Annotated in this window: 24 protein-coding genes; 14 read left to right on the plus strand and 10 right to left on the minus strand. The window is 73.3% G+C overall.

All coding sequences use genetic code 11. From position 1 onward, the window contains the following. The first annotated feature begins 36 nt into the window (after positions 1-36). The gene (locus tag MTP10_RS35060) at positions 37-1806 is read left to right on the plus strand and encodes an NAD+ synthase (RefSeq protein WP_310715195.1); all 1770 of its coding nucleotides are present in this window, start codon (positions 37-39) and stop codon (positions 1804-1806) included. 41 nt (positions 1807-1847) lie between these two features. On the opposite strand, the gene MTP10_RS35065 is transcribed toward MTP10_RS35060, so the two are convergent. After that, positions 1848-2312, minus strand: a complete 465-nt coding sequence (locus MTP10_RS35065; protein ID WP_310715196.1) for an SAM-dependent methyltransferase — start codon at positions 2310-2312, stop codon at positions 1848-1850. A gap of 211 nt (positions 2313-2523) precedes the next feature. Between MTP10_RS35065 and MTP10_RS35070 the strand changes: the two genes are divergently transcribed. After that, the gene (locus MTP10_RS35070; protein WP_310715197.1) at positions 2524-4647 is read left to right on the plus strand and encodes a hypothetical protein; all 2124 of its coding nucleotides are present in this window, start codon (positions 2524-2526) and stop codon (positions 4645-4647) included. Between the two features lie 275 nt (positions 4648-4922). Continuing rightward, entirely contained in the window at positions 4923-5048 is a 126-nt protein-coding gene (locus tag MTP10_RS35075; RefSeq protein WP_310715198.1) for a hypothetical protein, read from the plus strand. A gap of 190 nt (positions 5049-5238) precedes the next feature. Here the strand turns inward: MTP10_RS35075 and MTP10_RS35080 are convergent, their stop codons facing one another. From MTP10_RS35080 to MTP10_RS35090, 3 genes are all read right to left on the minus strand, one after another. Next, entirely contained in the window at positions 5239-5856 is a 618-nt protein-coding gene (locus MTP10_RS35080) for a TetR/AcrR family transcriptional regulator (protein ID WP_310715200.1), read from the minus strand. A 7-nt stretch (positions 5857-5863) separates the two neighbouring features. After that, entirely contained in the window at positions 5864-7414 is a 1551-nt protein-coding gene (locus tag MTP10_RS35085; protein ID WP_310715201.1) for an MFS transporter, read from the minus strand. A 132-nt stretch (positions 7415-7546) separates the two neighbouring features. Continuing rightward, entirely contained in the window at positions 7547-8761 is a 1215-nt protein-coding gene (locus MTP10_RS35090) for an MFS transporter (protein ID WP_310715203.1), read from the minus strand. Positions 8762-8893: 132 nt separating this feature from the next. Here MTP10_RS35090 and panB point away from each other — a divergent pair, with 132 nt between their 5' ends. Then, positions 8894-9745, plus strand: a complete 852-nt coding sequence (panB, locus tag MTP10_RS35095) for a 3-methyl-2-oxobutanoate hydroxymethyltransferase (RefSeq protein ID WP_310715206.1) — start codon at positions 8894-8896, stop codon at positions 9743-9745. Positions 9746-9917: 172 nt separating this feature from the next. Here panB and MTP10_RS35100 read toward each other — a convergent pair whose 3' ends face one another. Together MTP10_RS35100 and MTP10_RS35105 are read right to left on the minus strand one after the other, a co-directional pair. After that, a complete protein-coding gene (locus tag MTP10_RS35100; protein ID WP_310715207.1) occupies positions 9918-10973 on the minus strand; it encodes a threonine/serine dehydratase in 1056 nt (351 codons plus the stop codon). Between the two features lie 38 nt (positions 10974-11011). Continuing rightward, positions 11012-12187 carry an aminotransferase class I/II-fold pyridoxal phosphate-dependent enzyme gene (locus MTP10_RS35105; RefSeq protein ID WP_310715209.1) on the minus strand — a complete coding sequence of 392 codons (1176 nt, stop codon included), beginning with the start codon at positions 12185-12187 and terminating at the stop codon, positions 11012-11014. Positions 12188-12247: 60 nt separating this feature from the next. Here MTP10_RS35105 and MTP10_RS35110 point away from each other — a divergent pair, with 60 nt between their 5' ends. From MTP10_RS35110 to MTP10_RS35135, 6 genes are all read left to right on the plus strand, one after another. Then, positions 12248-13768, plus strand: a complete 1521-nt coding sequence (locus MTP10_RS35110) for a PLP-dependent aminotransferase family protein (protein WP_310715210.1) — start codon at positions 12248-12250, stop codon at positions 13766-13768. 94 nt (positions 13769-13862) lie between these two features. Continuing rightward, positions 13863-14549: an alpha/beta hydrolase gene (locus tag MTP10_RS35115; protein WP_310715212.1), complete on the plus strand. Its 687-nt coding sequence runs from the start codon at positions 13863-13865 to the stop codon at positions 14547-14549. A 45-nt stretch (positions 14550-14594) separates the two neighbouring features. Next, positions 14595-15482, plus strand: a complete 888-nt coding sequence (locus tag MTP10_RS35120) for an ABC transporter ATP-binding protein (RefSeq protein ID WP_310715214.1) — start codon at positions 14595-14597, stop codon at positions 15480-15482. After that, the gene (locus tag MTP10_RS35125; RefSeq protein WP_310715216.1) at positions 15479-16204 is read left to right on the plus strand and encodes an ABC transporter permease; all 726 of its coding nucleotides are present in this window, start codon (positions 15479-15481) and stop codon (positions 16202-16204) included. The genes MTP10_RS35120 and MTP10_RS35125 overlap by 4 nt, the downstream gene beginning before the upstream one ends. A gap of 39 nt (positions 16205-16243) precedes the next feature. Beyond that, on the plus strand, positions 16244-17395 hold the full coding sequence (locus MTP10_RS35130) for a sensor histidine kinase (RefSeq protein ID WP_310715219.1): 1152 nt from the start codon (positions 16244-16246) through the stop codon (positions 17393-17395). Between the two features lie 70 nt (positions 17396-17465). Beyond that, entirely contained in the window at positions 17466-18071 is a 606-nt protein-coding gene (locus tag MTP10_RS35135; protein ID WP_310715252.1) for a response regulator transcription factor, read from the plus strand. A 31-nt stretch (positions 18072-18102) separates the two neighbouring features. Here the strand turns inward: MTP10_RS35135 and npdG are convergent, their stop codons facing one another. Then, positions 18103-18756 carry an NADPH-dependent F420 reductase gene (gene npdG / locus MTP10_RS35140; RefSeq protein WP_310715221.1) on the minus strand — a complete coding sequence of 218 codons (654 nt, stop codon included), beginning with the start codon at positions 18754-18756 and terminating at the stop codon, positions 18103-18105. Positions 18757-18881: 125 nt separating this feature from the next. Next, a complete protein-coding gene (locus MTP10_RS35145; protein WP_310715223.1) occupies positions 18882-20024 on the minus strand; it encodes a lipase family protein in 1143 nt (380 codons plus the stop codon). Between the two features lie 183 nt (positions 20025-20207). On the opposite strand from MTP10_RS35145, the gene MTP10_RS35150 reads away from it, so the two are divergent. Together MTP10_RS35150 and MTP10_RS35155 are read left to right on the plus strand one after the other, a co-directional pair. After that, complete coding sequence (locus MTP10_RS35150) at positions 20208-20786, plus strand: hypothetical protein (protein ID WP_310715225.1); 579 nt, start codon at positions 20208-20210, stop codon at positions 20784-20786. Positions 20787-21034: 248 nt separating this feature from the next. Next, positions 21035-22306, plus strand: coding sequence for a pectate lyase (locus tag MTP10_RS35155; protein WP_310715228.1), 1272 nt, complete (start codon positions 21035-21037; stop codon positions 22304-22306). Positions 22307-22330: 24 nt separating this feature from the next. Here MTP10_RS35155 and MTP10_RS35160 read toward each other — a convergent pair whose 3' ends face one another. Further along, positions 22331-23272, minus strand: a complete 942-nt coding sequence (locus MTP10_RS35160) for a LysR family transcriptional regulator (RefSeq protein ID WP_310715229.1) — start codon at positions 23270-23272, stop codon at positions 22331-22333. A gap of 72 nt (positions 23273-23344) precedes the next feature. Between MTP10_RS35160 and MTP10_RS35165 the strand changes: the two genes are divergently transcribed. Continuing rightward, positions 23345-23596 (plus strand): hypothetical protein, encoded by a 252-nt coding sequence (locus tag MTP10_RS35165; RefSeq protein WP_310715231.1) that lies wholly within the window; start codon positions 23345-23347, stop codon positions 23594-23596. After that, the gene (locus tag MTP10_RS35170; RefSeq protein WP_310715233.1) at positions 23593-24243 is read left to right on the plus strand and encodes a cyclase family protein; all 651 of its coding nucleotides are present in this window, start codon (positions 23593-23595) and stop codon (positions 24241-24243) included. The genes MTP10_RS35165 and MTP10_RS35170 overlap by 4 nt, the downstream gene beginning before the upstream one ends. Positions 24244-24261: 18 nt before the next feature. Here MTP10_RS35170 and MTP10_RS35175 read toward each other — a convergent pair whose 3' ends face one another. Next, positions 24262-24438: a hypothetical protein gene (locus MTP10_RS35175; protein WP_310715235.1), complete on the minus strand. Its 177-nt coding sequence runs from the start codon at positions 24436-24438 to the stop codon at positions 24262-24264. Positions 24439-24453: the final 15 nt, after the last annotated feature.

Raw genomic sequence — 24453 nt, forward strand, 5'->3', positions numbered from 1 at the left:
GGGACGATAAAAATCACGGCGTATTAGGCTGGTCGCGTGGCTCAACTGCGCATCGCCCTCGCACAGACCAACCCCACCGTAGGCGACCTCAGCGGCAACGCCGACAAGCTCGTGGCGTGGACGCGGGACGCCGCCGACCGCGGCGCCCATCTCGTGGTGTTCACCGAGATGTTCCTCACCGGCTACCCGGTCGAGGACCTGGTGCTCCGCACGTCGTTCGTGGACGCCAGCGTCAGGACGCTCCAGGAGACGGCCGTGCGGCTGCGCGACGAGGGGCTCGGCGAGCTGCCCGTGGTCGTCGGGCACGTCGACCGGGCCGGCCTGGCGCCCCGTGTCGGCCAGCCCAAGGGCGCCCCGCTGGACGCCGCCGCCCTCCTCCACCGGGGGGAGGTGGTGACCCGCACGGCCAAGCACCACCTGCCCAACTACGGCGTGTTCGACGAGTACCGCTACTTCGTCCGCGGCGACCGGCTGCCGGTCTTCCGGCTGCACGGCGTCGACGTCGCCATCGCCGTGTGCGAGGACCTGTGGCAGGAGGGCGGCCCCGTGTCCGTCGTCGGCCGGGCCGGCGCCGGGCTGCTCGTCGTGCCGAACGCCTCGCCGTACGAGAAGGAGAAGGACGACGTCCGGCTGGAGCTGTGCGCGCGGCGGGCCCGCGAGGCCGGCTGCGCGCTCGTGTACGCCAACCAGGTCGGCGGGCAGGACGAGCTGGTCTTCGACGGAGACTCGCTGGTGGTGGACGCCTCCGGCGAGCTGGTCGCGCGGGCCGGGCAGTTCCGGGAGGAGCTGCTCACCGTGGACCTCGACCTGCCGGTGTCCACGGCCGAGCCCGGCCGGTTCCCGTACGACGCGGGCGACGGGTCCACGATCACCGTGGAGCGGCTGGTGCTGTCGTCCGACCCCGTCCCGCCGTACGAGCCGCAGCCCCCGGTCGTCGCCGAGCGGCTCGACCTGCACGCCGAGGTGTACTCGGCGCTGGTGCTGGCCGTGCGCGACTACGTCGCCAAGAACGGCTTCCGGTCGGTCATCCTGGGCCTGTCCGGCGGCATCGACTCGGCGCTGACCGCCACCATCGCCTCCGACGCGATCGGACCCGACCGGGTCAACGTGGTGCTCATGCCGTCCCGCTACTCCTCCGACCACTCGCTCGGCGACGCCGAGGAGCTGGTACGCCGCCAGGGGGTCAGCGCCCGTGTCGCTCCCATCGCCGACATCGTGGACGCGTTCGAGAAGGAGATCGAGCTGTCCGGCCTGTCCGCCGAGAACCTCCAGGCGCGCGTGCGCGGCATGATCCTCATGGGTCTGTCCAACGAGCACGGCCACCTGGTGCTCACCACGGGCAACAAGAGCGAGCTGGCCACCGGCTACTCCACCCTCTACGGCGACTCGGCGGGCGGCTTCGCGCCGATCAAGGACGTGCCGAAGACGATGGTGTGGGAGCTCGCCCGGTGGCGCAACGAGCACACCGACCCGTCGTTCCTGCTGCGCGCCGACCGTCCCGTGCCGGAGAACTCCATCACCAAGGAGCCCAGCGCCGAGCTGCGCCCCGACCAGCGCGACACGGACTCGCTCCCGCCGTACGAGGTGCTGGACCGGCTGCTGGACGACTACGTGGAGAAGGACATGGGCTCCCGGGAGCTCATCGACGCGGGCCACGACCCTGATCTGGTGGCGCGGATCATCCGGCTGGTGGACCTGGCCGAGTACAAGCGGCGCCAGTACCCGCCGGGGCCGAAGATCACCCCGAAGAACTTCGGCCGCGACCGCCGCCTGCCCATCACCAACCGCTGGCGCGAGACCACCTGACGCCTCGGCCCAAGGCCCTCGCGGGGGACCGCCGGGGACCGTCAGTAGTAGGCGCGCATCAGCTCGGTCGCCCAGGCCGGCTGGACGACCTCACCGTGCGGGCCGAACTCGGCCATGTACGGCTTGAGGTCGAGGACCGGACTGCCGTCCACGGCGTCCAGGCCCCGTACGCGGACGTCGAGACCGTCGACGGCGAGCAGGCGGCAGCGGGAGACGCCCAGCCGGTTCGGGCGGTTCTTGGCGCGCTGCGCGAAGATGCCCACCGCGGGCCAGTCCGGATTGCCGCGGGGGCGGCGGGCCGTGGTGTGGACCGAGGCCGGATCCACGAGGTGGAACTGGAACACCACCTCCAGATGCGAGAACGCGTCCAGGCCGGCCAGGGAGTCCGGCGCGAAGCGGGTCCCGTCGAGGCGGATCAGCGCCTCCTCGGTGTTCCAGTCGTCGTCGAACGCCTCGGCGCGCCCGCCGACGACGACGCCCACCGGCTCCACGGTCACGATGTTCATGGGGACTCCTCATGTGGGGGTAAGTGCCACGACCGTACGCGGAGGCGGTCGTGGGCCGAATCCGTCACGATGGACAGGAGTGCGCCCCGCGATCGACCGCCGGATAGGTACGCCAGGTCTCTCGGACGAGGGCGGGCACGCGGACCGGGCCGATGATCGTCCGTCTGGAAACCCCCAGCATGCGGGTGTAGGCCGGCTATATGGTGCGTTCGTGGACACTCTGGAGAGCCTCGTCATCGCCAGGCGGTTACGAGTCCCCGTCGACGCCCCCGCCGCCGAGCCGGCCGACTGGGGCGGGACGGCCGCCCGCCAGCTCGACGCCGCGCTGCTGAGCGCCGGCTTCACGTGCTCGCCGGCGCTGCTGGAACGCCTGTCGGGACTGCGCGGCCAGAGCGTGCTGGACCTCGGCGTACGGGTCCTGGACGCCGTCCGCCGCCTGGTGGGCGACCACGTCGAGCACAACGCCTACTTCATCGACTTCCCGGCGAACGTGCCCGACATCCTGGAGTGCTGGGCGGGGCTGCCGCACGAGGCCCTGCTCGACCCGGTCGCCGCCGCGCGGGTCGAGGCGCCGACGCTGAACCTGCTGTCCCTGCCGGGTTACGGCCGCTACCCGCACACCTACGCCGACCTGCTGGCCGCGCACGCCGAGCTGGTCCGGGCGGCCGGGGACCGGGTTACCGTACTGGAGCTGGGCGGGAGCCTGGAGTCGGAGGCGCGCGAGCTCTACCTGTCGCTGGCCGGCTCGGAGACGCCCCTGGCCGCCGAGGACCTGGCGGCGCTGCGCCGGCTGGCCGCGTTCTGCGTCGGCCAGGACGACCAGCCGGAGCGCATCCCGGTGCGCGAGAACCGCGCCGTCGTCAACGAGTCGCGGCTGGCGGCCGGCCTGCCCCTGCTCGTCGACACGGTGACCGACGTGCTGCGGCTCGCCTGCGCCTGCTCCGGCGGTGACGTCACGCTGGCCGTGCCAACGAGGTTCCGCTCGTTCCGCCGCGCCGAGCGCCGTGCCCTGCTGCAGGCCCTGGACACGGTCGCCTCCCCCGCCAGGCTCGGCGACGTGCCGCGCCACAGGGAGCAGTGGAAGCGGCTCGGCGAGCGGCTGCACCCCCACGAGTACCCGCAGTTCCCGGGTGCCGCGGGCGTCTTCGAGGTGGCGAGGGGCACGCGGGAGGCCGCCGGGTTCGACAGCCGGGTGGAGGCCGCCCTGTCGGCGGGCCGTACCGCCGAAGCCGTCCGGCTCCTGGAGAACGCGCCCGGCGCGCTGCTGCGCCGCCTGGACCACCTGCTGCGGACCGCCCCGTCCGCGGCGGCCGTGCTGGACGCCGCGGAGCGGGCGGCGGCGGGCGCGTCCGGCCGCGTCCTGCTGTCCCTGCGCGAGCACCTGCAGAACCGGCTCTCCCCCGCCGCCGGCCGCACCTTCGTCAACCGGTACGGCAGGGCGTGGACGACGGCGCCCGACTCCCGTCCGCCGCTCGACCAGGAGGTCCTGGCGCGGGCCCTGGCCGTCCTGGACGAGGAGATCACCCGCCGCCTGCCCGACCCGGGCGAGCTGGTGGTCGATCCCGCCATGCTCGACGTCGCCCTGCCGCTGTCCGGCAAGGCCGTCTCGCCCGGTCTCGGCATGCTGCCCCGCGGCTCGCTCTCGGTGGTGGACGGCGAGCTGCTGCGGTTCTTCGTCCACTGGCGCGAGGCCGCGCGGCGCACCGACTACGACCTGTCCGCGCTCATGCTCGACGCCTCCTACGGCAGTCCGACGCACGTGTCATGGACGAACTACTCCAACGGCTTCGCCGAGTACTCCGGCGACCTCACCGAGGCACCCGCCGGGGCGTCGGAGTTCATCGACATCCGTCTCACCGACGCGATCCGGCCGATCGTCATCCCCCAGGTCGACATCTTCGCCGGGGAGCCGTTCGACCAGGCCGCCGAGGCGTTCTTCGGGTACATGACCAGGGACGCCGAGCAGCAGGGCAGGCCCTTCGAGCCGCGTACCGTGCGGATGAAGTCCGACCTGCGCGGCTCCGGCCGGGTCGCCCTGCCGCTCGTCTTCCTGCGCTGCGACGACGGCGGATGGCGGGTGAAGTGGCTGCACCTCTACCTGAAGGGGCATCCCGGCTTCAACCAGGTGGAGGGCAACCGGGTGAGCACGTCCCTGCTGGTGCGCTCGATCGTGGAACGCGACTACCTGAACGTCCGCTACCTTGCGGGGCTGCTGCGCGGCAAGGCGTCCTCCACCGGGCACACCACCTACATCGGGCTGGAGGCGCCGGCCGGGCTGCCGCCGGGGTCGCGGGTGTACACACCGGGGACACTGCACGAGATCGTCCCCGCCTGATACGGTTCTGCCGGCGAGGCCATGGGAGGGCTTCCTTCTCAACTTTCCTTTGATTCCAGCCATCCCGCTCTCCTCGCACTCCGGTCATGAGGCCATCCGGGAGCTTCCTTCTCCCTTGGTTCGAATCCAAGGAGGCCCCTGGGGCCTTCTGGTGCTCCAGCTCCCGGGCCTTCCTCATGACCGGCCTCCCCTCCTCCAGAAGCTCACCGCTCCGCAAGGCAACCGATGCCCGGTTTCCGCCGAAGGACCGGTAACGAGAAGAACTGGGGGATCTCATGAACATCGGCTTCATTCTCATTCTCACCATCGGGCTGCTGGTCGTCGCCGGGATGGGCGTTCTGCTCGTCCGGACCGTGCTCAAGCAGGTCAGCGAGGAGCGGTGGAACGTGCGCATCCGCTGACAGGCGGACGCCGTCGCGACACTCCTGCGGCGGCAGGTGGCCGTGGTGAGCCGCTTGCGGAAGGCGTCGAAGGCCAGGCCCGCCGGCCAGGCCGGGTCGCGGTACGGCCGTCCGCCGGGGCGCCGGCCCTCAACGGTGACGGCCGCCCCGGGCGGGAGCCGGGACGGCCGTGACAGGGAGGGAAAGGCGGTCAGCGGCTGGTCAGGCCGCTCAGGACCTGGTCGACGACCCGGGTGGAAAAGTCGTCGGTGACGTCGCCGTTGCCCCACTTGGTGTGCCAGAGCATGGCGCCCGACAGGGTCGCGAGCGCCACCTCCACGTCGACGTCGGGCCTGAGCTCGCCGGAGTCGATGCCACGCTGGACCACGTCGCGCACCGCCTGCCTGCGCGGCTCGATGGCGATCTTCACGAACCGTTCCATGAGCCGCGGGTAGCGGTCGGCGTCGCTCATGGCGATGTTGATGATGCAGCGGGTGCGGGACTTGCGCTTCTCGTCCTGCATGGCCGACAGGAGGGTCACCAGGTCGTCGTGGACCGAGACGCCCGCGACCGGCGGCGGTGGGGCCTTGAGGGTGGCGAGGGCGTCGACGACCAGGTCCTCCTTGTTGGACCAGCGCCGGTAGATGGTCGTCTTGCCGACTCCGGCCCGTGAGGCGATCGCCTCGATGGACAGCTCGGCCACGCCCATGCCCTCCGCGATCAGGTCGAGGGTCGCCTCGACGATCGCCTTCTCGGCCTTCTCGCTGCGGGGGCGGCCCGCCGGACGGGCGGCCGCCGCCATTCCCTGCGCCATCTCCTGCATCGTCATCGCGGCCTCACACTACCGCTGGTTCCTTCGCCTCCGCCTGCTGCACGGGGGCGGGCTTGCCGGGCATCCACTTCGCGACCACGGCGACGCCGAGCAGCGCGATGGCCGCCGACACCAGGGCGGTGATGTGCATGCCGTGGATGAAGGCGTCGTAGGCCGGCTCCATCAGGCCCTGGCCGCGGGCGCCGAGCGCGTGGGAGACGGCGTCCGTCGCCATGAGGGACTCACCGGCGGCGTGCCGCACGGCCTCGGGCAGGCCGGTCAGGTGCGGGGCGATCTCGCCGCGGTAGCTGGAGGACAGCACCGAGCCGAGGACGGCCACGCCGAGCGCGCCGGCCACCTGGCGGACGGTGTTGCTCATGGCCGAGCCGACGCCGGCCTTCTCCCTGGGCAGCGACTCCATGATGGCGGTGGTGGCGGGCGGCATGATGTTGGCCATCGCGGCGCCCTGGATGAAGAAAATCACCTCGATGAGCAGGATGGGCGTGTTCTGGTCGAGGAACGCGTAGCTCACCAGGACCAGAGTGATCACGGCCATGCTGACGCCGGAGGCGAGCTTGCCGCCGAAGCGCTGGTTCACGCGCTGGCTGAGCGGGGCGAAGATGAGCTGCGCCGCCGCGAACGGGATCATGAGCGCTCCCGCCTGGACCGGGCTGAAGCCGAGCACGATCTGCAGGTAGAAGGTCAGGAAGAACATCCCGCCCATCATCGCGAAGAAGACGATGCCCATCATGCCGATGGCCGAGCTGAAGCGGACGTTGCCGAAGTTGCGGACGTCGAAGACGGGGTTGTCGATGCGCCGTTCCCACCAGGCGAACACGGCGAGCACCGCGACGCCGCCCAGGGCGGGGAGGTAGACGGCCGGGTCGGTGACGGTGGCCAGCTCGCCGCCGCGGATGATGCCGTAGACGACCGCGACGAGACCGATGATGGACAGCAGCACGCCGACCGGGTCGAGCTTGGACGGCTTGGGGTCACGCGACTCGGGCACGATGACGCCGATGAGGATCATGCTGATGATCACGATCGGCACGTTGACGAGGAAGACCGAGCCCCACCAGAACTTCTCGATCAGCAGGCCGCCGGTGATCGGGCCGATGGCCACGGCCAGCCCGACGCCGCCCGCCCAGATGCCGATCGCCTTGCCGCGCTCGGCGGGCGGGAAGACGTTGGAGATGATGGCCAGGGTGGCCGGCATGATGGCCGCGCCGCCGATGCCCATCGCCGCACGGGCCAGGATCAGCTGGGTGGGATCCTGGGAGTAGGCACTGGCCAGTGAGGACAGGCCGAACAGCAGCATGCCGACGAAGAGCATCCGCTTGCGGCCGGTGCGGTCACCGATCACGCCGAAGGTGAACAGCAGTCCGGCGAACACCAGGGTGTACGAGTTGATCGCCCACTCCAGCTCGCTCTGCGTCGCGCCCAGACCGTGGACGGGGTCGGCGATGGTCTTCATCGCCACGTTGAGAATGGTGTTGTCGAGCACGACCGCCAGCAGGCTGAAGACCAGCACACCGAGGATCGTCCACCGGCGCGGATGGCCTGCGTGGGTTTCCATGCGAACTCCTCATTTCGATACGTCAAAGTTTCGCAACGCCACCGTATCGCATGATATTCCGATACGCGACGGTGTCGTTTCGAAACTGGTTCGGTCGAGCTCGTGAACGGCACCCGAACAGCAGCCGTCCCGTCAGCGCGTGGAGACGGCCGCCGGCTCCTCCGCGACGGCCGACGCGGCGCTCACCGCGCGCCCGCGCCAGAACGGCACCGCGACGGCCACCATGGCCACGCACACCATGCCGGCCACGGCGAAGGCCCAGGCCGGGCCGTGCGCGTCGATGATCGCGCCGGCGACGGGCGCGGACACCGCCCCGCCGACCAGCAGGGCGGTGCCGTGCAGGCCCATCGCCTCACCCCGCGCCCCGGCGGGCACCCGCCCGCTCACGGCCTCGACCGTGGACGACAGCGACGGCGCGCACAGCAGGCCGGCGGGCAGCAGCGCCAGCACCAGCCAGCGCCAGTCGGCCCCGGCCAGGCCCACGGGCGCGGTCAGCAGCCCCATCAGCGCGATGAGCACCAGGGGCGAGAACCCCCGGCTCAGCCCGCCGTACACGAACCCGCCCACCAGCGAGTAGACGCACCACAGGGCGACGGCGAGGCCAACCCACGCCGTCTCCCCGGCGTTCTTCATGGTGCCGACCAGGGCCAGCTCGCTCGCCGTCAGCACGAACGTGGCCGCGGCGGCGGTGCCGAGCAGCGCGACCAGGCCGGGCGTGAGCCACCGCCGGCGCGGCACGCGGGCCTCCGGCCTCGCGAGCTCCTCGGCCGAGCGGGTCGGCGGATTCAGCGCGATCAGCCCCAGGCCGGCGGCCGTCATGCCACCCGCGATGATCGCCATGGTGGGGCCGCTGCCCAGCGTGGTGACGCCGGCCACGGCCAGCGCGGGACCCGTCATGTACGACAGCTCGACGATCATCGAGTCGAGCGAGAAGCCCATGCGGCGCTGCTCCAGCGGCACCATGGCCGCCAGGCACTGCCTGATCACGCTGAACACCGGCAGCGCCAGCAGGCCCGCGAGCGCCGCCGCGGCCACCAGCGCAGGGAACGGCAGCGCCCACGCGCACGCCCAGAACGCGGCCTGCGCCCCCGTCGTGACGGCCAGCACCGGGCGCAGCCCATGCTTGTCCACGAGCCTGCCGGACAGCGGCGAGCCGACCGCCATGCCGACCGTGCTGGCCATGGTGACCAGCCCGGCCTGCCCGAAGCCGAGTTTCATGCTCTCGACCACGTGCAGCGTCAGCGCCATGCCCGTCGCGGTCGACGGCACGCGGGCCAGCAGTCCTACGAGGAGCAGGACGGGAACGCCGGGCAGCCGCAGCAGACGCCGGTAAGGTTCGAGAGCCATGGTGATTGCTTACCTCCGCACCCATTGTGGCAAGCGGCACCGACAGTCTCGCCACAGGTTTTCGCGGATGGCATCATCGAAGGGTCCGGGTACGCCGCTGGGGCGCCTCGAGACCTTTCTGGAGCGTTCGACATGTCTTCTTCCACCCTGCCCCCACCCCCTCCCACCACCCTGTACGGCGGCGCCACCGGGCGCCGCGTCACCGTCCGCGACCTGGCGGCGGCCAAGGAGCGCCACGAGCGGTGGCCGATGCTCACGGCCTACGACGCCATGACGGCACGGGTGTTCGACGAGGCGGGCGTGCCGGTCCTGCTCGTCGGCGACTCGGCGGCCATGGTCGTGTACGGCTACGACTCCACGGTCCCCGTCACCGTGGACGACCTGCTGCCGCTGACGGCCGGCGTCGTGCGCGGCTCCTCGCGCGCGCTCGTGGTCGCCGACCTGCCCTTCGGCTCCTACCAGGCGTCGCCGGCGCAGGCCCTGGAGTCGGCGGCGCGCTTCCTGAAGGAGGCCGGCGCCCACGCCGTCAAGCTGGAGGGCGGACACCGGGTGCTGCCCCAGGTGGAGACGCTGGTGTCCGCCGGCGTCCCGGTCATGGGCCACCTCGGGCTGACGCCGCAGTCGGTCAACGTCTTCGGCGGCTACCGCGTCCAGGGGCGCGGCGAGTCGGGCGAGGAGCTGATGAAGGACGCCAAGGACCTGGAGCGGGCGGGCGCGTTCGCGGTGGTGCTGGAGTGCGTGCCGGCCGAGCTGGCCGAACGCGTGACGACGTCGCTGTCGATCCCCACGATCGGCATCGGCGCGGGGCCGGCCACGGACGCGCAGGTGCTCGTCTGGCAGGACCTCATGGGGCTGACGCCGCGCCCGGCGAAGTTCGTCAAGACGTACGCGGACCTGGCCGGCGACCTCGACCGCGCGGCCCGCGCCTTCGCCGAGGACGTCGTCACCGGCGCCTTCCCGGCCCGCGAGCACACCTACCGCTGACCCGCCGTCCCCGCCGCGGCTTCCCGCCGCGGCGGGGTCACGCCGCGTTCAGGGTGGCCGGGTCAGCGTGGGAGCCGCAGTGTCACGCCGCGTTCAGGGCGGCCGGGTCAGCGCGGGAGCCGCAGTGTCACGCCGCGTTCAGGGCGGCCGGGTCAGCGCGGGGGCCGCGGTGTCACTCCGCGGTCAGGGTGGCCGGGTCGGTGTTGGAGCCGCAGACGACGACGGCGACGCGCTCGCCGGGTGCCGGCGTGTACGCGCCCGACAGCAGCGCCGCGTACGCGGTGGCGCCCGCGGGCTCGGCCACCACCCGGTGGCGCTCCCAGAGCGTGCGCCGGGCCGCGACGATGGCCTCGTCCGGCACGAGCACGCTGCGGACGCCCGCGCGCGAGCAGACGCCGAAGGCCAGGTCGCCGATCCGGCTGGCGCCGAGGGCGTCGGCCGCCACGCCGCTCACCGGCACCTGCACCGGCTTCCCGGCCCGCAGCGCCTCGTGCAGGGTGGGGATGAGCTCCGGCTCCACGGCGACGATCCGCGGCCCCGCCGTCCCGTCGCCGGGCGCCCCGGCGTCCGAGGACGCCACGTCCAGGGCCCCCGCGGTCAGGGACCCTGTGGTCAAGGACCCCGCGGTCAGGGCTCCTGTGTTCATGGCCCCCGCGGTCGGGGCTCCTGCGTTCAAGGCTCCCGCGCCGAGGGTGACGCCGGCGATCAGGCCGCCGCCGCCCACCGCCACGACGATCGTGTCCACCCCCGGCACCTGCTCCGCCAGCTCCAGCCCGACGGTGCCCTGGCCGGCGATCACCTCGGGCTGGTCGTAGGCGTGGACCGCGAGCGCGCCCGTCTCGGCGGCGCGCTTGGCCGCGGCCTCGGCGGCCTCCGCGTAGATGGCCCCGGTCTGCCGGATCTCCGCGCCCAGGGTCCGCAGACCGGCCACCTTGACCGGGTTCGTCACCTCGGGCACGAAGATCTCGGCCCGGACGCCGAGCGCGCGGGCCGCGTGGGCCACGGCCAGGCCGTGGTTGCCGCCGCTGGCCGCGATCACGCCCGCCGGCGGCAGCTCCCCCGCGGACAGGATCCGGTTGAACGCCCCGCGTACCTTGAACGACCCCGAGTGCTGGAGCTGCTCCAGCTTGAAGAACAGCCCCGGCGACACCTCCAGGACCGGCGTGCGCAGCACGTGCCCCGCGATGCGGCGGGCCGCGCCCGTCACGTCCTCGTACGTCACCGTCATGGGGCCGTCCTTCCGTCGCACACGCTCTGGGTCCCGGTCTAGTCTGCCAACGCCTGCTCGATGTCGGCCCAGAGGTCCTCCGGGTGCTCGATGCCGACCGCGAGACGTACCGTGCCCTCGTCGATGCCGTGCCTGGCCAGCTCCTCGGCGCTGAGCGAGCGGTGCGAGGTGGTCGCGGGGTGCATGGTGAGCGTCTCGACGCCGCCCAGCGACGGCGCCAGCAGCGCGAGCCGTACGGACTTCATGAACCTCTTCCCCGCCGCGCGGCCTCCCACGAGGTCGAAGGAGAACACGCCGCCGAAGTCCGGCAGCAGCTTGCCGGCGAGCTCGTACGACGGGTGCGACGGCAGCCCCGGCCAGTGGACGGCGGCGACGGCGGGGTGCTCGGCCAGCCGGGTGGCGAGCAGGCGGGTGTTGGAGCAGTGGCGCTCCATGCGCAGGCCCAGCGTCTGCAGGCCGCGCAGCGTCAGCCACGCCGCGAAGGGGTCCGCCGAGGCGCCGAGCGCGGTGGAGAAGTGCCAGACCTTGTCGTACAGCTCGCGGTCGCGGAAGACGGCCAGGCCGCCGACGACGTCGGTGTGCCCCGACAGGTACTTGGTGGTGGAGTGGACGACGACGTCGGCGCCGTGCTCGATCGGGCGGCAGAGCACCGGCGAGGCGAACGTGTTGTCCACCACCGAGACCAGCCCCAGCTCGCGGGCCGTCGCGCACATCCCGGGCAGGTCGGCGACGAGGACCATCGGGTTGGAGATCGTCTCCAGGTACAGCAGCCTGGTCTCGGGGCGCACCGCCCGGCGGACCGCGTCCGGGTCGGCCTCGGAGACGTGGGTGACCTCGACGCGGAAGCGGGCGGCGAGCTCGTTGAGTATCGCCGCCGTCCCGCCGTACAGGGACTTCTGCGCGATCACGTGGTCGCCGGGCTTGAGCAGGGCGAACAGCACGGTGTTGATGGCGCCCATGCCGGACCCGGTGGCGAACGCCCCGGCGCCGCCCTCCAGGCCGGACACGGCCTCCTCGAGGGCGCGCACGGTGGGGTTGGTGTAGCGGCCGTACACGAACGGGCCGTCGGGGCGGCCCATCGCGTCGGCCATCACCGCCGGGTCGTCGAAGACGAACCCGGACGTCTGGTAGATCGGCATCGTGATCGGCCGGCTGTGCTCGACGGGCGGCTGCGGCAGGTGGACGACGCGGGTCTCGGGACGGAGTTCGGTCATGTCGTCAAGGATGTCCGGAAGAGGTGGCTTTTGTCAGATCCAATGACAGAGAATTGGTCCATGAATGGGGCCAATGTGAGCAAGGCCACGGCGGAGCCGAAGGCCACGGCCGTCCTGGGGGCCACGGCGGGCATGGATGACCTGGTCGACATGCTCGGCCGGTGGGCGTCCGGTCGCGGGCCGCTGTACCTGCTGCTGGCCGGCCGGCTCCGCGCCCTCATCGACGACGGGGTGCTGGCGCCCGGCACGCCGCTGCCGGCGGACCGGACGCTCGCGCGGCGGCTGGCCGTCGGCAGGGGGACGGTCGTGGCGGCGTACGACCTGCTCCAGCAGGAGGGACGGGTGACGCGCCGGCAGGGCAGCGGCACCCGGGTGGCGCCGCTGGAGCTGCCCGCCTCCCGCACCGCCGACAGCGTGCGCGCGAACCCCCTCCTGCTGCACATCCTGCACCCCCCGGACGGGGTGAGCCTGCTCACCTGCGCCGCGCCCGACCGGCCGCCCGCGGCGATGGCGGAGGCGTACGAGGAGGCGATCGGGCGGTTGGCCCGGGTCCGCGACCTGGGATACCAGCCGGCCGGCAACCCGGAGCTGCGCGAGGCCGTGGCCGCCTACTACCGCGACCGGGGCCTGCCCACGACGGCGGACGAGATCCTGGTGACGACGGGCGCCCAGCAGGCGCTGACGCTGCTGGCGGGGCTGCTGCTGTCGCCGGGCGACACCGTGCTGACCCAGTCCCCCACGTACCCGGGGGCGCTGGAGGTGTTCCGGCACGCCGCCACGGTGGTGCGGCCTGTGGCCCTCGGCGCCTTCGACGCCTCGGTGCCGGGCGCGGTGCCCGACCTGGCCTCGGCCCTGCGGGAGCGGCCGTCGCTCGTCTACACCGTCCCCACCGCCGGCAACCCCACCGGCGCCACCATGGCCACCGGTGACCGCAGGCGGCTGGCCCGGCTGGCCGGCGAGCACGACGTGCCGCTCATCGACGACGAGGTCTGCGCCGAGCTGTGCTTCTCGGGCGAGACCCCGCCGCCCGTGGCTTCGTACACCCGGGGAGAGCAGGTCATCACCATCGCCTCGCTGAGCAAGCTGGTGTGGGGCGGCCTCCGGGTCGGCTGGGTGCGCGCCCCGGCCCCGCTGGTGTCGCGGCTGGCCCGGCTGCGCGCCGTCCACGACCTGGGCGGCGAGGTGGTCAGCCAGATCGCCGCCGCGGCGCTGCTGCGGCGGCTGCCGGAGATCCGCTCCGAGCGGGTGCGCGAGCTGCGGGCCGGCCACGAGCTGCTCTGCGCGGAGCTGGCCGCGCGCCTGCCGTCGTGGTCGTTCGAGCGGGCGAACGGCGGGCAGACGATCTGGGTCCGGATCCCGCGCGGCGACGTCGATTCCTACGCGCAGGTGGCGCTCCGGCATGGCGTGGCGGTGCCGCCGGGACGCTCGTTCGACCCGCTCGGCGGCCACGCCGACCACATGCGGCTGCACTTCCTGTTCCCGCCGGACGAGCTGTCGCGGGCGGTCGCCGGCCTGGCGGCGGCGTGGGACGCCTACGACGGCAGCCGCCGCCCGGCCCACCGCCACCCGCTCGTCGTCTGAGCCCGGATTCCAGCAGCCCGTACGATGACCGTACGGGCTGCGCTGTGAGCTGACAGCGCGCTCCGCCGCTCCCGGCCGCTGTCACCCTGGGAGCATGACGACGACCTTCGTACTCGTGCACAGCCCGTCCGTGGGCCCCTCGACCTGGGCGCCCGTCGCCGCAGCGCTGGAGCGGCGCGGGCACGGCGCCGTGGTGCCCGACCTGACGCGGGTCGCCCGGGCCGGGTCGCCGACCTGGCCCCGAGTGGTGGAGACCGTGCGGGACGCCGCTCCCGAGACGCCGCTCGTGCTGGTGGCGCACAGCAACGCGGGCCTGTTCGCCCCGGTGGTCAAGGAGGGGCTGGGCGACCGGGTGGTGGCGTGCGTGCTCGCCGACGCCCACGTGCCGCCCCGCAAGGGGCTGGTGCGGGCGGCCGAGGAGGCGGACCTGGAGTTCCTGCGCGGGCTGGCCGGCGATGACGGAATGCTGCCGCGGTGGACCGACTGGTGGAGCGAGGACGTCGTCGCGGGGATGCTGCCCGACGCGGCGACGCGGGCCCGGGTGGTGGAGGAGCAGCCGCGGCTGCCGCTCGCCTACTACACCGAGGCGATCCCGGTCCCGGCCGGCTGGGACGAGGTCAGGTGCTCGTACCTCTGGTACGGCCCGCCGTACGACGTGATGGCCGAGGAGGCGGCGCGGCGCGGCTGGCCCGTGACCAGGATCCCCGGCGCGCACCTGCACCAGGTGGTGGAGCCGGAGGCCGTCGCCGACGCGCTGCTGATGTTGTCGCGCAAGTCGTGAATTCTTCACTGCCGCGCTCCTGAACACCCCGGAATAGTCGCCGGTATGACGGCTATTCGCGTGGAAGGGCTCAGGAAGAGCCATGGCCCGTTCGAGGCGGTGAGGGGCATCTCGTTCGAGGTGGCCGCCGGTGAGGTGTTCGCGCTCCTCGGCCGCAACGGCGCCGGCAAGACCACGACCGTGGAGGTGCTGGCCGGGTTCCGGCGGCCGGACGGCGGGTCGGTGCGGGTGCTCGGGCTCGACCCGGTCACCCGGCGGGCGGAGGTGCGCCGGCGCACCGGGATCATGCTGCAGGAGGCGGGATTCTTCCCCGACCTGACGGTCGCGGCGACGGTCGACGCGTGGCGCGGCTTCACCGCCGCGCCGCGCCCCCGGGACGAGGCGCTGCGGCTCGCCGGGCTGGCGGGCAGGGCGGGGGTCAAGGTGCGCCAGCTCTCGGGCGGCGAGAAGCGCCGCCTGGACCTCGCGCTCGCCCTGCTCGGCCGTCCGGATGTGCTCTTCCTCGACGAGCCGACCACCGGCATGGACCCCGAGGGCCGCGCGGCGACCTGGGAGGTGGTGCGCGACCTGGCCCGGCGCGGCACCGCGGTCCTGCTGACCACGCACTACCTGGAGGAGGCGCAGCGGCTGGCGTCCGCCATGGCGATCATGGACGAGGGCGAGATCGTCGCCTCCGGCGGGATGGCCGAGACGCTCGCCGCGCGGGGCGGGCGGGTGTCCTTCCGGCTGCCCGCCGGCGTGAACCCCGCCGACCTGCCGCTTCCCGTGACGGTGGAGGGCGCCGAGGCGGCCTGCCGCGCCGAGGACCCGGACCTGGCGGCGCAGACGCTGCTGAGCTGGGCCGCCGAGCGGGGCTTGCGCCTGCCGGGCCTGGAGGTCCGCGCGGCCACCCTCGAAGACCTCTTCCTCGACCTGCCCAGGAGGACCCGATGACCCTGGCCGCCACCTACCGGCTCGGCACGCGCCTGTTCTGGCAGGACCGCGGGCTGCTGATCGGCTCCGTGGTCACGCCCGCCGGCCTGGCGATCGGCCTGCCGCTGCTCATGCGGCACGTACAGGCCGACGGCGTGAGCGCCGCCGCCGACATCTTCGACGGGACGCTCGCGCTGCTGCTGTCGATCACCGCGTTCATGAACATCGCGGTGGCCCTGTCCGCCCGCCGCGACCAGCTCGTGCTGAAGCGGCTGCGCGCCACGACGCTCACCGACGCCCGGATCCTGGCGGGCCAGATCGCCGCCACCGCCACCCAGACCGTGGCCGTCGTCGTGGTCTGCGCGGTGGCGGTCCATCTGGTCGCCGGCGTGCCGTATCCCGCGAACCCCCTTCTGTTCGGCGCCGCGGTGGTCGCCGGGGCGCTCGTCCTGGCGACGCTGGGCGCCGCGTGCACGGCCGCGATCCCGCGCGCCGAGCTGGCCGGGGCCGTCTGCATGCCGGTGTTCCTGGTGTCGGGCATCGCCTCCGGGGCGATGGGCCCGATCCGCCAGGTCCTGCCGTCCTGGGTGGGCGTCGTGCTGGACCTGCTGCCCACCACCGCCGTGGTGGACGCCGTCAGGACCGGCGCGGTGGCCGGGCCGGCGCTCCTGCTGGCCGTGTGGGGCGTCGCGGGGCTGGTCGCGATCCGGCTCTGGTTCCGCTGGGAACCCCGCCGGCCCTAGGCCGGCCGATCACCGGGAGCCGGACATAATGGCCGGGACATGACCTCCTCCTCCGCCCAGCGGCTCGCCCGCGTGCTGATCACGTTCGTCTCCGCCGTGTACACCCTCATCGGGCTGCTCTACTACACGGTCAGCCCCGGCTACGGCCTCCTGGCGACGGTGGCGATCATCGTCCTGGCGGCGATGTACTACCTCACCATGCGAGCGGCCCTGCGCGACGAGCGCCCGCCGCTCTTCCCGCTCACGCTGGTGGTCCAGGCAGTCGCCACATACGGGCCCGACCCGTTCCTGCCGGGCGGCTGGTCCGGCGTGGCGGCGCCGATGCTGGGCGCGGCGGTGCTGGTGATGCTGCCGCTGCGTCTCGGCGGGCCGCTCGTCGCCCTCATGACGGTGTACGACACCGCCGCGCTCCTCCCCGTCAACGCCGTCGTCGCCCTCTTCTACGGGCTGACCGTGCCTCTGACCAGCGGCATGGTCTACGCCCTGGTGCGGCTGGTCCGGGTGACGTCCGACCTCGAACAGGCCAGGGCCGAGCTGGCCGAGGCGGCGGTCCTGCGGGAGCGGGTGCGCATCTCACGTGACCTGCATGACGGTCTCGGCCGGAGCCTCACGGCGATCGCGCTCAAGGGCGACCTGGCGGGCCGGCTCATGGAGCGGGACCCGGCCGCGGCGCGGGGCGAGGTGGGCGAGCTGGTGCGGGTGGCGCGGGAGGCGGCCCAGGACGTACGGCGGGTGGCGCGCGGCTACCGGGAGATGTCCCTGACGGGCGAGGCGGACCGGGGGGCGGCGCTGCTGGAGTCGGCCGGGGTGGGCTGCCAGGTGCACCTGGCGGACGTCACGCTGCCCCGGGCGTCGGAGGAGGCGCTGGCCTGGGCCGTGCGGGAGGCCGTCACGAACGTCCTGCGCCACAGCGCGGCGACCACGTGCACGATCAGCACGTCGCTGCGGGAGGGGGCCGTCCGGCTGGAGGTCGCCAACGACGGCGTCCCGGCGTCACCGGAGGCGCCGGCGGCACCCGGCGACGGCGTGCCCGGTGCCGCCGGGTTCACCGGGGGCGGGCTCGCCGGAAACGGGTTCGCCGGAGGCGGGCTGACGGGGCTGAAGGAGCGAGCCGCGCAGGCCGGCGGGACGCTGCTCACCGCGCGCACCCCCGCGGGCGGCTTCCGCCTCACGATGGAGGTACCCGCGTGAGAAACCGGCACCCGCGAGGGGGCGGCATGCGAGGGACGGCGTGAGCGGGCCCGGCGTGAGCGGGCCCGGCGTGATCCGGGTGATGCTGGCCGAGGACATGCACATGATCCGCGCCGCCCTCACCGCCCTGCTCCGCCTGGAGCCGGACATCGAGGTGGTGGCCGAGGTGACGAGGGGCGACGAGATCGTCCCGGTGGCGCTCCGGCACCGCCCCGACGTGGCGATCGTGGACATCGACCTGCCCGTCCTCGACGGCATCACCGCCGCCGCCTCGCTCCGCGGCGAGCTGCCCTCGTGCCGGATCCTCGTGCTCACGGCGCTGGGGCGGCCGGGCCAGGTGCGGCGGGCCCTGGAGGCGGGCATCCAGGCGTTCCTGGTGAAGGACGCGCCGGGCGAGCGGCTCGCGGACGCGGTCCGCAGGACGGCCGCCGGGCTGCGGGTGCTGGACCCGGAGCTGGTGGCGTCGGCCCTGCAGTACGGCGAGAGCCCGCTGACGCCCCGGGAGGCGACGGTCCTGCGGGAGGCGGCCCGCGGGGCCTCGGCCGAGGACATCTCCGCCCGTCTCCACCTGTCGGCCGGAACGGTGCGCAACTACCTGACCAGCGCCATCACGAAGACGGGCGCCCGCAACAAGATCGACGCCATCCGCATCGCGGAGGACGCCGGCTGGCTGTGACGCCCGGGGAAGTCCGGCACCCCGGTAAGGCTCAGACGTCGGTGATGCGGATTCCGGCGTGGGCCTTGTAGCGGCGGTTGACCGAGATGAGGTTGGCCGTCAGCGCCTCGATCTGGTGCGCGTTGCGCAGCCGCCCGCCGTACACGCCGCGCACGCCCGGGATCAGGTCCGCGAGCGCCTGCACCAGGTCGGTGGCCTCCCGGTCGTCGCCGAGGACGAGCACGTCGAGGTCCACCTTCTCCACGGCCGGGTCCAGCAGCACGACGGCCGACACGTGGTGGAAGGCGGCCACGACGCGGCTGTCCGGCAGGACGGCGGCGGCCTGCTGCGCGGCGCTGCCCTCCTCGACGGGCAGCGCGTAGGCGCCCTGCTTGTCGAAGCCGAGCGGGTTCACGCAGTCGACCACGATCTTCCCGGCCAGCTCGCCGCGCAGCGACTCCAGCAACGCCCGGTGCCCCTCGTACGGCACGGCCACGATCACGATGCCGGCCTCGGCGGCGACGTCCGCGTTCGCCGCGCCCCGGACGTTCGGGCCGATGGAGGCGGCCGCCTCCTGGGCGCGCTCGGCGCTCCGGGAGCCGATCAGCACCTCGTGCCCCGCCAGCGCGAAGCGCCGCGCCAGCCCCTTGCCCTGGTCGCCCGTGCCGCCCAGGATCGCGATGGAAAGCCCGCTCACGTCAGTCATACCCTCGATCATGCCAGCCCCTCCGCACCGGTCCCGCGCGGCCCCACCCAGGACGAAAAGGCTCACCCGGGACGAAGGGCCCGGCCGTCGGATGGGACGGGCGGGCCCTGGCAGGTCGCGGGTGGTCAGCAGTTGCCGGTGGCGGGCAGGCCGATCAGCCGGAGCGCCAGCCACTCGATCGCCAGTGGGCCGCCCTCGACCGCCCCCAGGACGTGGGAGCCGGCGGGCAGCGAGGTCCAGCGGACGGTGGCGCCGGCCCGGCAGTACTCGGAGCGCAGCGTCGCGCCGACGGCCTGCGGGATGATCTCGTCGCCCCGGGCGTGGTAGAGGAACAGCGGCGCCTTCGGCGCGACCGCGCCGAGGCGGTTCTCGTTGAGGCGGACCCGCCACTTGGGCAGGTCGAGCAGGTCGACCGGGCTCAGGTCGGAGAAGCTCAGCCCGGCCAGCTTGTCCAGGTCGCCCACGCAGTCGTCGGCCGCGTCGCCCAGCAGCGCCCGGCCGCGGTCGTTGAGGTCGGCCTCGAGGTCCAGCTCGGGGTAGGCGGCGTCGAGGCCGACCCCGGCTGCCGCGGCCAGGCCGAAGTTCGCGTCGCCGTCCAGGTGGGCGGCCACCGCCCGCAGGTCGGCCGGGACGCCGCCGGCCGCCACACCCTTGAGCCGCAGGTCGGGCGCGTACGAGGGCTGGAGCTGCGCCGCCCAGCCGGCGGACGCGCCGCCCTGCGAGTAGCCCATGACGGCGACCGGGGCGCGGTCGGACAGGCCCGCGCCGGACACCCGCGTCGCCGCCCTGACGGAGTCGAGCACGGCGTGGCCCTGCGAGACGCCCACCATGTACGTGTGCTGCCCCGGCGTGCCGAGCCCCTCGTAGTCGGTGATCGCCACCGCGAACCCCTTGAGCAGGAACAGGCTCACCAGCGCCAGCTCGGCCTCACGGCCCTGGCTCATGCTGACGGAGGGGGCGCACTGGTCGCCGAGGCCGTGGGTGCCGGTGGCGTAGCCGACGATGGGCCGCCTCCCCAGGGCGTACGCCGCCTTGGGGACGAGGAGCGTGCCGGACACCGTGTTGATCTGCCCGGTGGCGGAGGTGGAGTGGTAGAGCAGGTGCCACGCGTCGACCGGGACCTCGAGAAGCTTCCCGGGCAGGAGGTAGACGGTGGTCGGCTCGGCGGAGACCACGTCACCGGGCGCGGCCGCGTGGGCCGGCGTGGCGACGAGTGATGCGATCAATAACACGATCATGGACATGCTGACGCGGACACGTAAGGTCATGTGCCGGCCCTCTCCGTGGGGGATCGCTGTTCGGGACGGCGGCGCCGCGAGCCGATCGTTACCCGGCGGTAACCACCTGTCAAGGCCCGAAATGACAGCGGAACGGCATTGAAGTCAGGCAGGCAGGGCGGCGAACCGGGCGGACGGGGCGACGAGGCGGCGGCGGTCATGCACTATGGGGCGATGGACTCTGGTTCGGTGGACTTCCTCCGCGAGCTCCTCGCCGAGACCGGATGGGTGGAGCGCACCCGCGAGTTCGGCCTCGCGCTGCGGGCGACCCGCTCCCCCGGCGGGCTGCTCCTCGTGGGCACACCCGAGGACGAGCCGTGGCACCTGACGGCGCACCTGGCCGACGAGGCGCGGCTGTCGGGCCTGCCGCAGCTCGCGCCCACCCTCGTCCGCTGGTCGCCGCCGCCGGGCGCGCCCGAGCACTTGCGGGTCGGCCTCGACCGCGTGCGGCAGGCGGGCCGGGGCGAGACGCTGTTCGTGGTGGCGGAGGGGCAGGCCCCTGTCCCGCTGCTCGAACGGGTGGACGACGCCCGCCGTGTCGGCGCGACGATCCTCGCGCTGGAGGGCGCCCATCCGGAGGTGGCGGGGCTCGCGCACGACGCGATCGCCGTGCCGCCGGAGGGGCTGGTCACCTTCGACGGCGCCCAGCACCTGGTGAGCGCCGCCGCCGGCGAGCTGCCCGGCAACCCGGGGCTGCGCGAGCGGCTGGCCCGCCTGCTGGAGAAGGTCACCGGCCCCAGGGTGACCGACTGACGGGTTCGTGCCTCTGAAACTTTCAGGGCGTCAGCGTCTCACCCCTCTCCCTCCGCCGCCCGCCCTGACCTGGGAGGACCCACCGGTCCCGCCGGAAGGCGACGGGCCTGTCGCCGTCGCCGGGGGGCGGCCGGCCGCCGTCGCTTCCCACCCCGACCGGGCTGTGCTTGACTCGACCGCACCGAGAGGGAAAGCGCTTACCGAAACTCTCGGAGCGGGCCCGCACTCACCTTCGATGGGAGTTCGACGTGCGTGAGAAGGAACGGTTCGGCATGAGACTGGCGGTCGGGCTGGCCGCGGGGCTCCTGGCCGCCGGAGGGCTGGTGGCGGTGTCCGTCACACCGGCCTCGGCGGCGCCGGCCAACGGCGACTACACACTGGTCAACGCCGGCAGCGGGCTGTGCGCCGCGGTGCCCGGCCAGAGCACCGGCGACGGCGTGCAGCTCGTGCAGAGCACCTGCGCCGGCGGCGCCGGGCAGGTCTTCACGGTCACCGCCTCGGGCGGGGGCTACCAGCTCAAGGCGCGGCACAGCGGCAAGTGCGCGGGCGTCCGCGACGCCTCCACCAGCGCGGGCAAGGCGGTCCAGCAGGAGGGTTGCACCGGGGCGGCCTCACAGACGTGGCAGCTCACCACGTCCGGGTCCGGCTACCGGGTGGTCAACGACAACGGCGGCAAGTGCCTCAACGTCAAGGACAACTCCACCGCGGCCGACGCCCTCCTGCAGCAGAACTCCTGCGACAGCGTGGCCACCAAGCAGTGGACGCTGCGGCCGGCCGACGGCTCCTCCCCCGACCCCACCCCGACGGTCACCCCCACGGTCACGCCGACCAGCGGAGGCGGCGACGGCAGCGGACCGTGGCCGACCGCCCAGGGCAGCGTCAAGATGAACGCGACGCAGAGCGTCGGCAGCTTCTTCGACGGCGGCATGAAGAGCTACTACGGCATCGGCGACGGCGGCCAGAGCGAGAGCCAGGACCCGATGTTCGAGGTGGCGAACGGCGGCACGATCCAGAACGTCATCATCGACGCCCCGGCCGGCGACGGCATCCACTGCCTGGGCTCCTGCACCATCCGCAACGTGTGGTGGAACGACGTCGGCGAGGACGCCGCCACGTTCCTGAGCTCCAGCTCCTCGGCGACCTACCTGGTCGACGGCGGCGGCGCCAAGTCGGCGTCGGACAAGGTCTTCCAGCACAACGGAGCCGGCACGGTGACCATCAGGAACTTCCAGGTCCAGAGCGCCGGCAAGCTCTACCGGGCGTGCGGCAACTGCTCGACCTCCTACCAGCGCCACGTGGTGATGAACGGCGTCACCGCCCGCAGCACCTCGGCCCTGGCCGGGATCAACACCAACTGGGGCGACACCGCGCGGTTCAGCAGGATCACCGTGTACGGCACCAGCACCAGCATCTGCGACAAGTACAAGGGCGTGCCCAAGGGCAGCGAGCCCACCAAGATCGGGTCCGGAGCCGACGGCACGAACTGCATCTACTCCGCGTCCGACATCACCTACAAGTAACCGCTCCTGACGGATGCGGCGGGCTCAGACCGGCTGGAGGTGGGCCTTCAGGCTCGCCTCCAGCGCGGCCGTGGCGTCCTCGATCGCCCCGATCACCACCGCCTGCACCGGATCGGGCTCGCCCGACCGCGTGCGGCTGACCCGGGTCACGGCGTCGAGCCGCCGCGCCCCCACCTCTCGCAGCTCGCTCACCCGGACCTCGCCCTCCGGGACGTCGAGCAGCGCCAGGGTGGGCACGATCGCCACCCCGTGCCCGGCCGCCACCAGCGCCAGCGCCGGGCCGAACTCCGTGATGACGTGGACCTTGCGCGGCTCGAAGCCGTGCAGCCCGGCGAGCCGGTCCAGCGCCTGGCCGCACGCCTGGTCCGGCTCGCCGGCCACCCACGGCACGTCCGCCAGGTCCGCCATGGAGCGCGGCGGGCTGGTCCAGCCGGGGGGCACCACGATGCGGTACTCGTCGACGTAGAGGGCGCGGGTGGCCAGTGACGGCTGCGACAGCACGGGCAGGCTCATGTCCCGCTCGGTGATGAGGACGTCCACGGCGCCCAGCCGCAGCTCCTGGAGGGCGGGCTGGCCGTACACCTCGTGGATGATCGGCGTGATGCGCGGATGGCGGGCCGCCAGGTCGCGCAGGGCGGGCACCAGCATGTGCTTGATCACCGTGGGGAACGCGGCGATGCGCACGGGCCCCGCCAGCCGCTCGGTGAACCGCGTGAGCTCCCGCCGGGCCTCGGCCAGCTCGTCCTCGACGCGCTCGGCGTAGCCGGCGAGCACCCGGCCGGCCGGGGTGAGCGACACGCGCCGCTGGGAGCGGTCGATGAGGGCCAGGCCCACCTCGCGTTCGAGCTGGGCGAGCTGCTGGGAGACCGCGGAGGGCGTCAGGAACAGGGCCTCGGCGGCACGCATGACCCCGCCGCGGCGGGCCACCTCGTGCAGGACACGGAGGCGCCGGGGGTCGATGTCCATACAGGAGAGCTTACTTGGCGCTGTAGATACCTTTAATTGCACTTTATGGCAATTAATTCGGACAATGGGTGCATGGATTTCCTGTTCGAGGTGGCCGGCTGGCTCGGCGCGGGCCTCCTCCTGCTCGGGTACGGCCTGGTCTCCGCCGGCCGCATGCCCGCCGGCGGCGCCGCGTACCAGGTCGTGAACCTCACCGGCTCGCTCGCGCTGATGGCCAACAGCGCCCGCAACGACGCCTGGCCCTCGGCCGGCCTCAACCTCGTCTGGGCCGTGATCGGCGCGGTCGCGCTGGTCAGGCTCGTCCGGATCGGGGCGGCGGCGTGATCGTCGAGTTGAGTCACCGCATCGTCGAGGGCATGGTCACCTACCCGGGGGTGCCGGGCCCGGTGCTCGGCACGCACCTGAGCCGGGAGGCGTCGCGGGAGGTGTACGCCCCGGGCACCGAGTTCCACATCGGGACGATCACGCTGGCCGCCAACACCGGCACCTACCTCGACACGCCCCACCACCGCTACGCCGGCGGCCCCGACCTGTCCCAGGTGCCGCTGAGCAGCCTGGCCGACCTGCCCGGGATCGTGGTCCGGGCGCGCGGTACCGGCAGCCGGGAGATCACCGTCGACCCGGACCTCGACGTGCGGGGCCGGGCCGTGCTCATCCACACCGGCTGGGACCGCCACTTCGGCACGGACGCCTACCTCCACGGGCACCCGTACCTCGCCCCGGAGTCGGCGCGGCTGCTCGCCGAGCGGGGCGCGGCGCTCGTCGGCATCGATTCGCTCAACATCGACGACACCCCGCCACGCGGCGAGCGACCCGCGCACACGATCCTGCTCGCGGCCGGGATACCGCTCGTGGAGCACCTCAGGGGCCTGGAAGCGCTGCCCGACGAGGGTTTCAGGTTCCACGCCGCGCCACCGATGGTGGCGGGCATGGGCACCTTCCCCGTACGGGCCTACGCGGTCGTCCCCTGAGGGAGGGGGCCGGCCGGCTCAGTCGTCGTCCTGGTCGGCCTCTTCCCATGCCTTGTTACGGTCCGCCGCGCGCTGCAGGGCGCCGGCGGCCTCCTGCTCGCTCGCGTAGGGACCCATCCGGTCCTTGTTGGGGCAGCCGTTCTCCGGCTCGACCCGCATGTGCTTGAGGCAGAACCACCACTGGCCATCGCTCACGAGGGCTATTCTGCC

The sequence above is a fragment of the Nonomuraea sp. 3-1Str genome (genome assembly GCF_031570565.1).
Taxonomy (GTDB): Bacteria; Actinomycetota; Actinomycetes; order Streptosporangiales; family Streptosporangiaceae; genus Nonomuraea.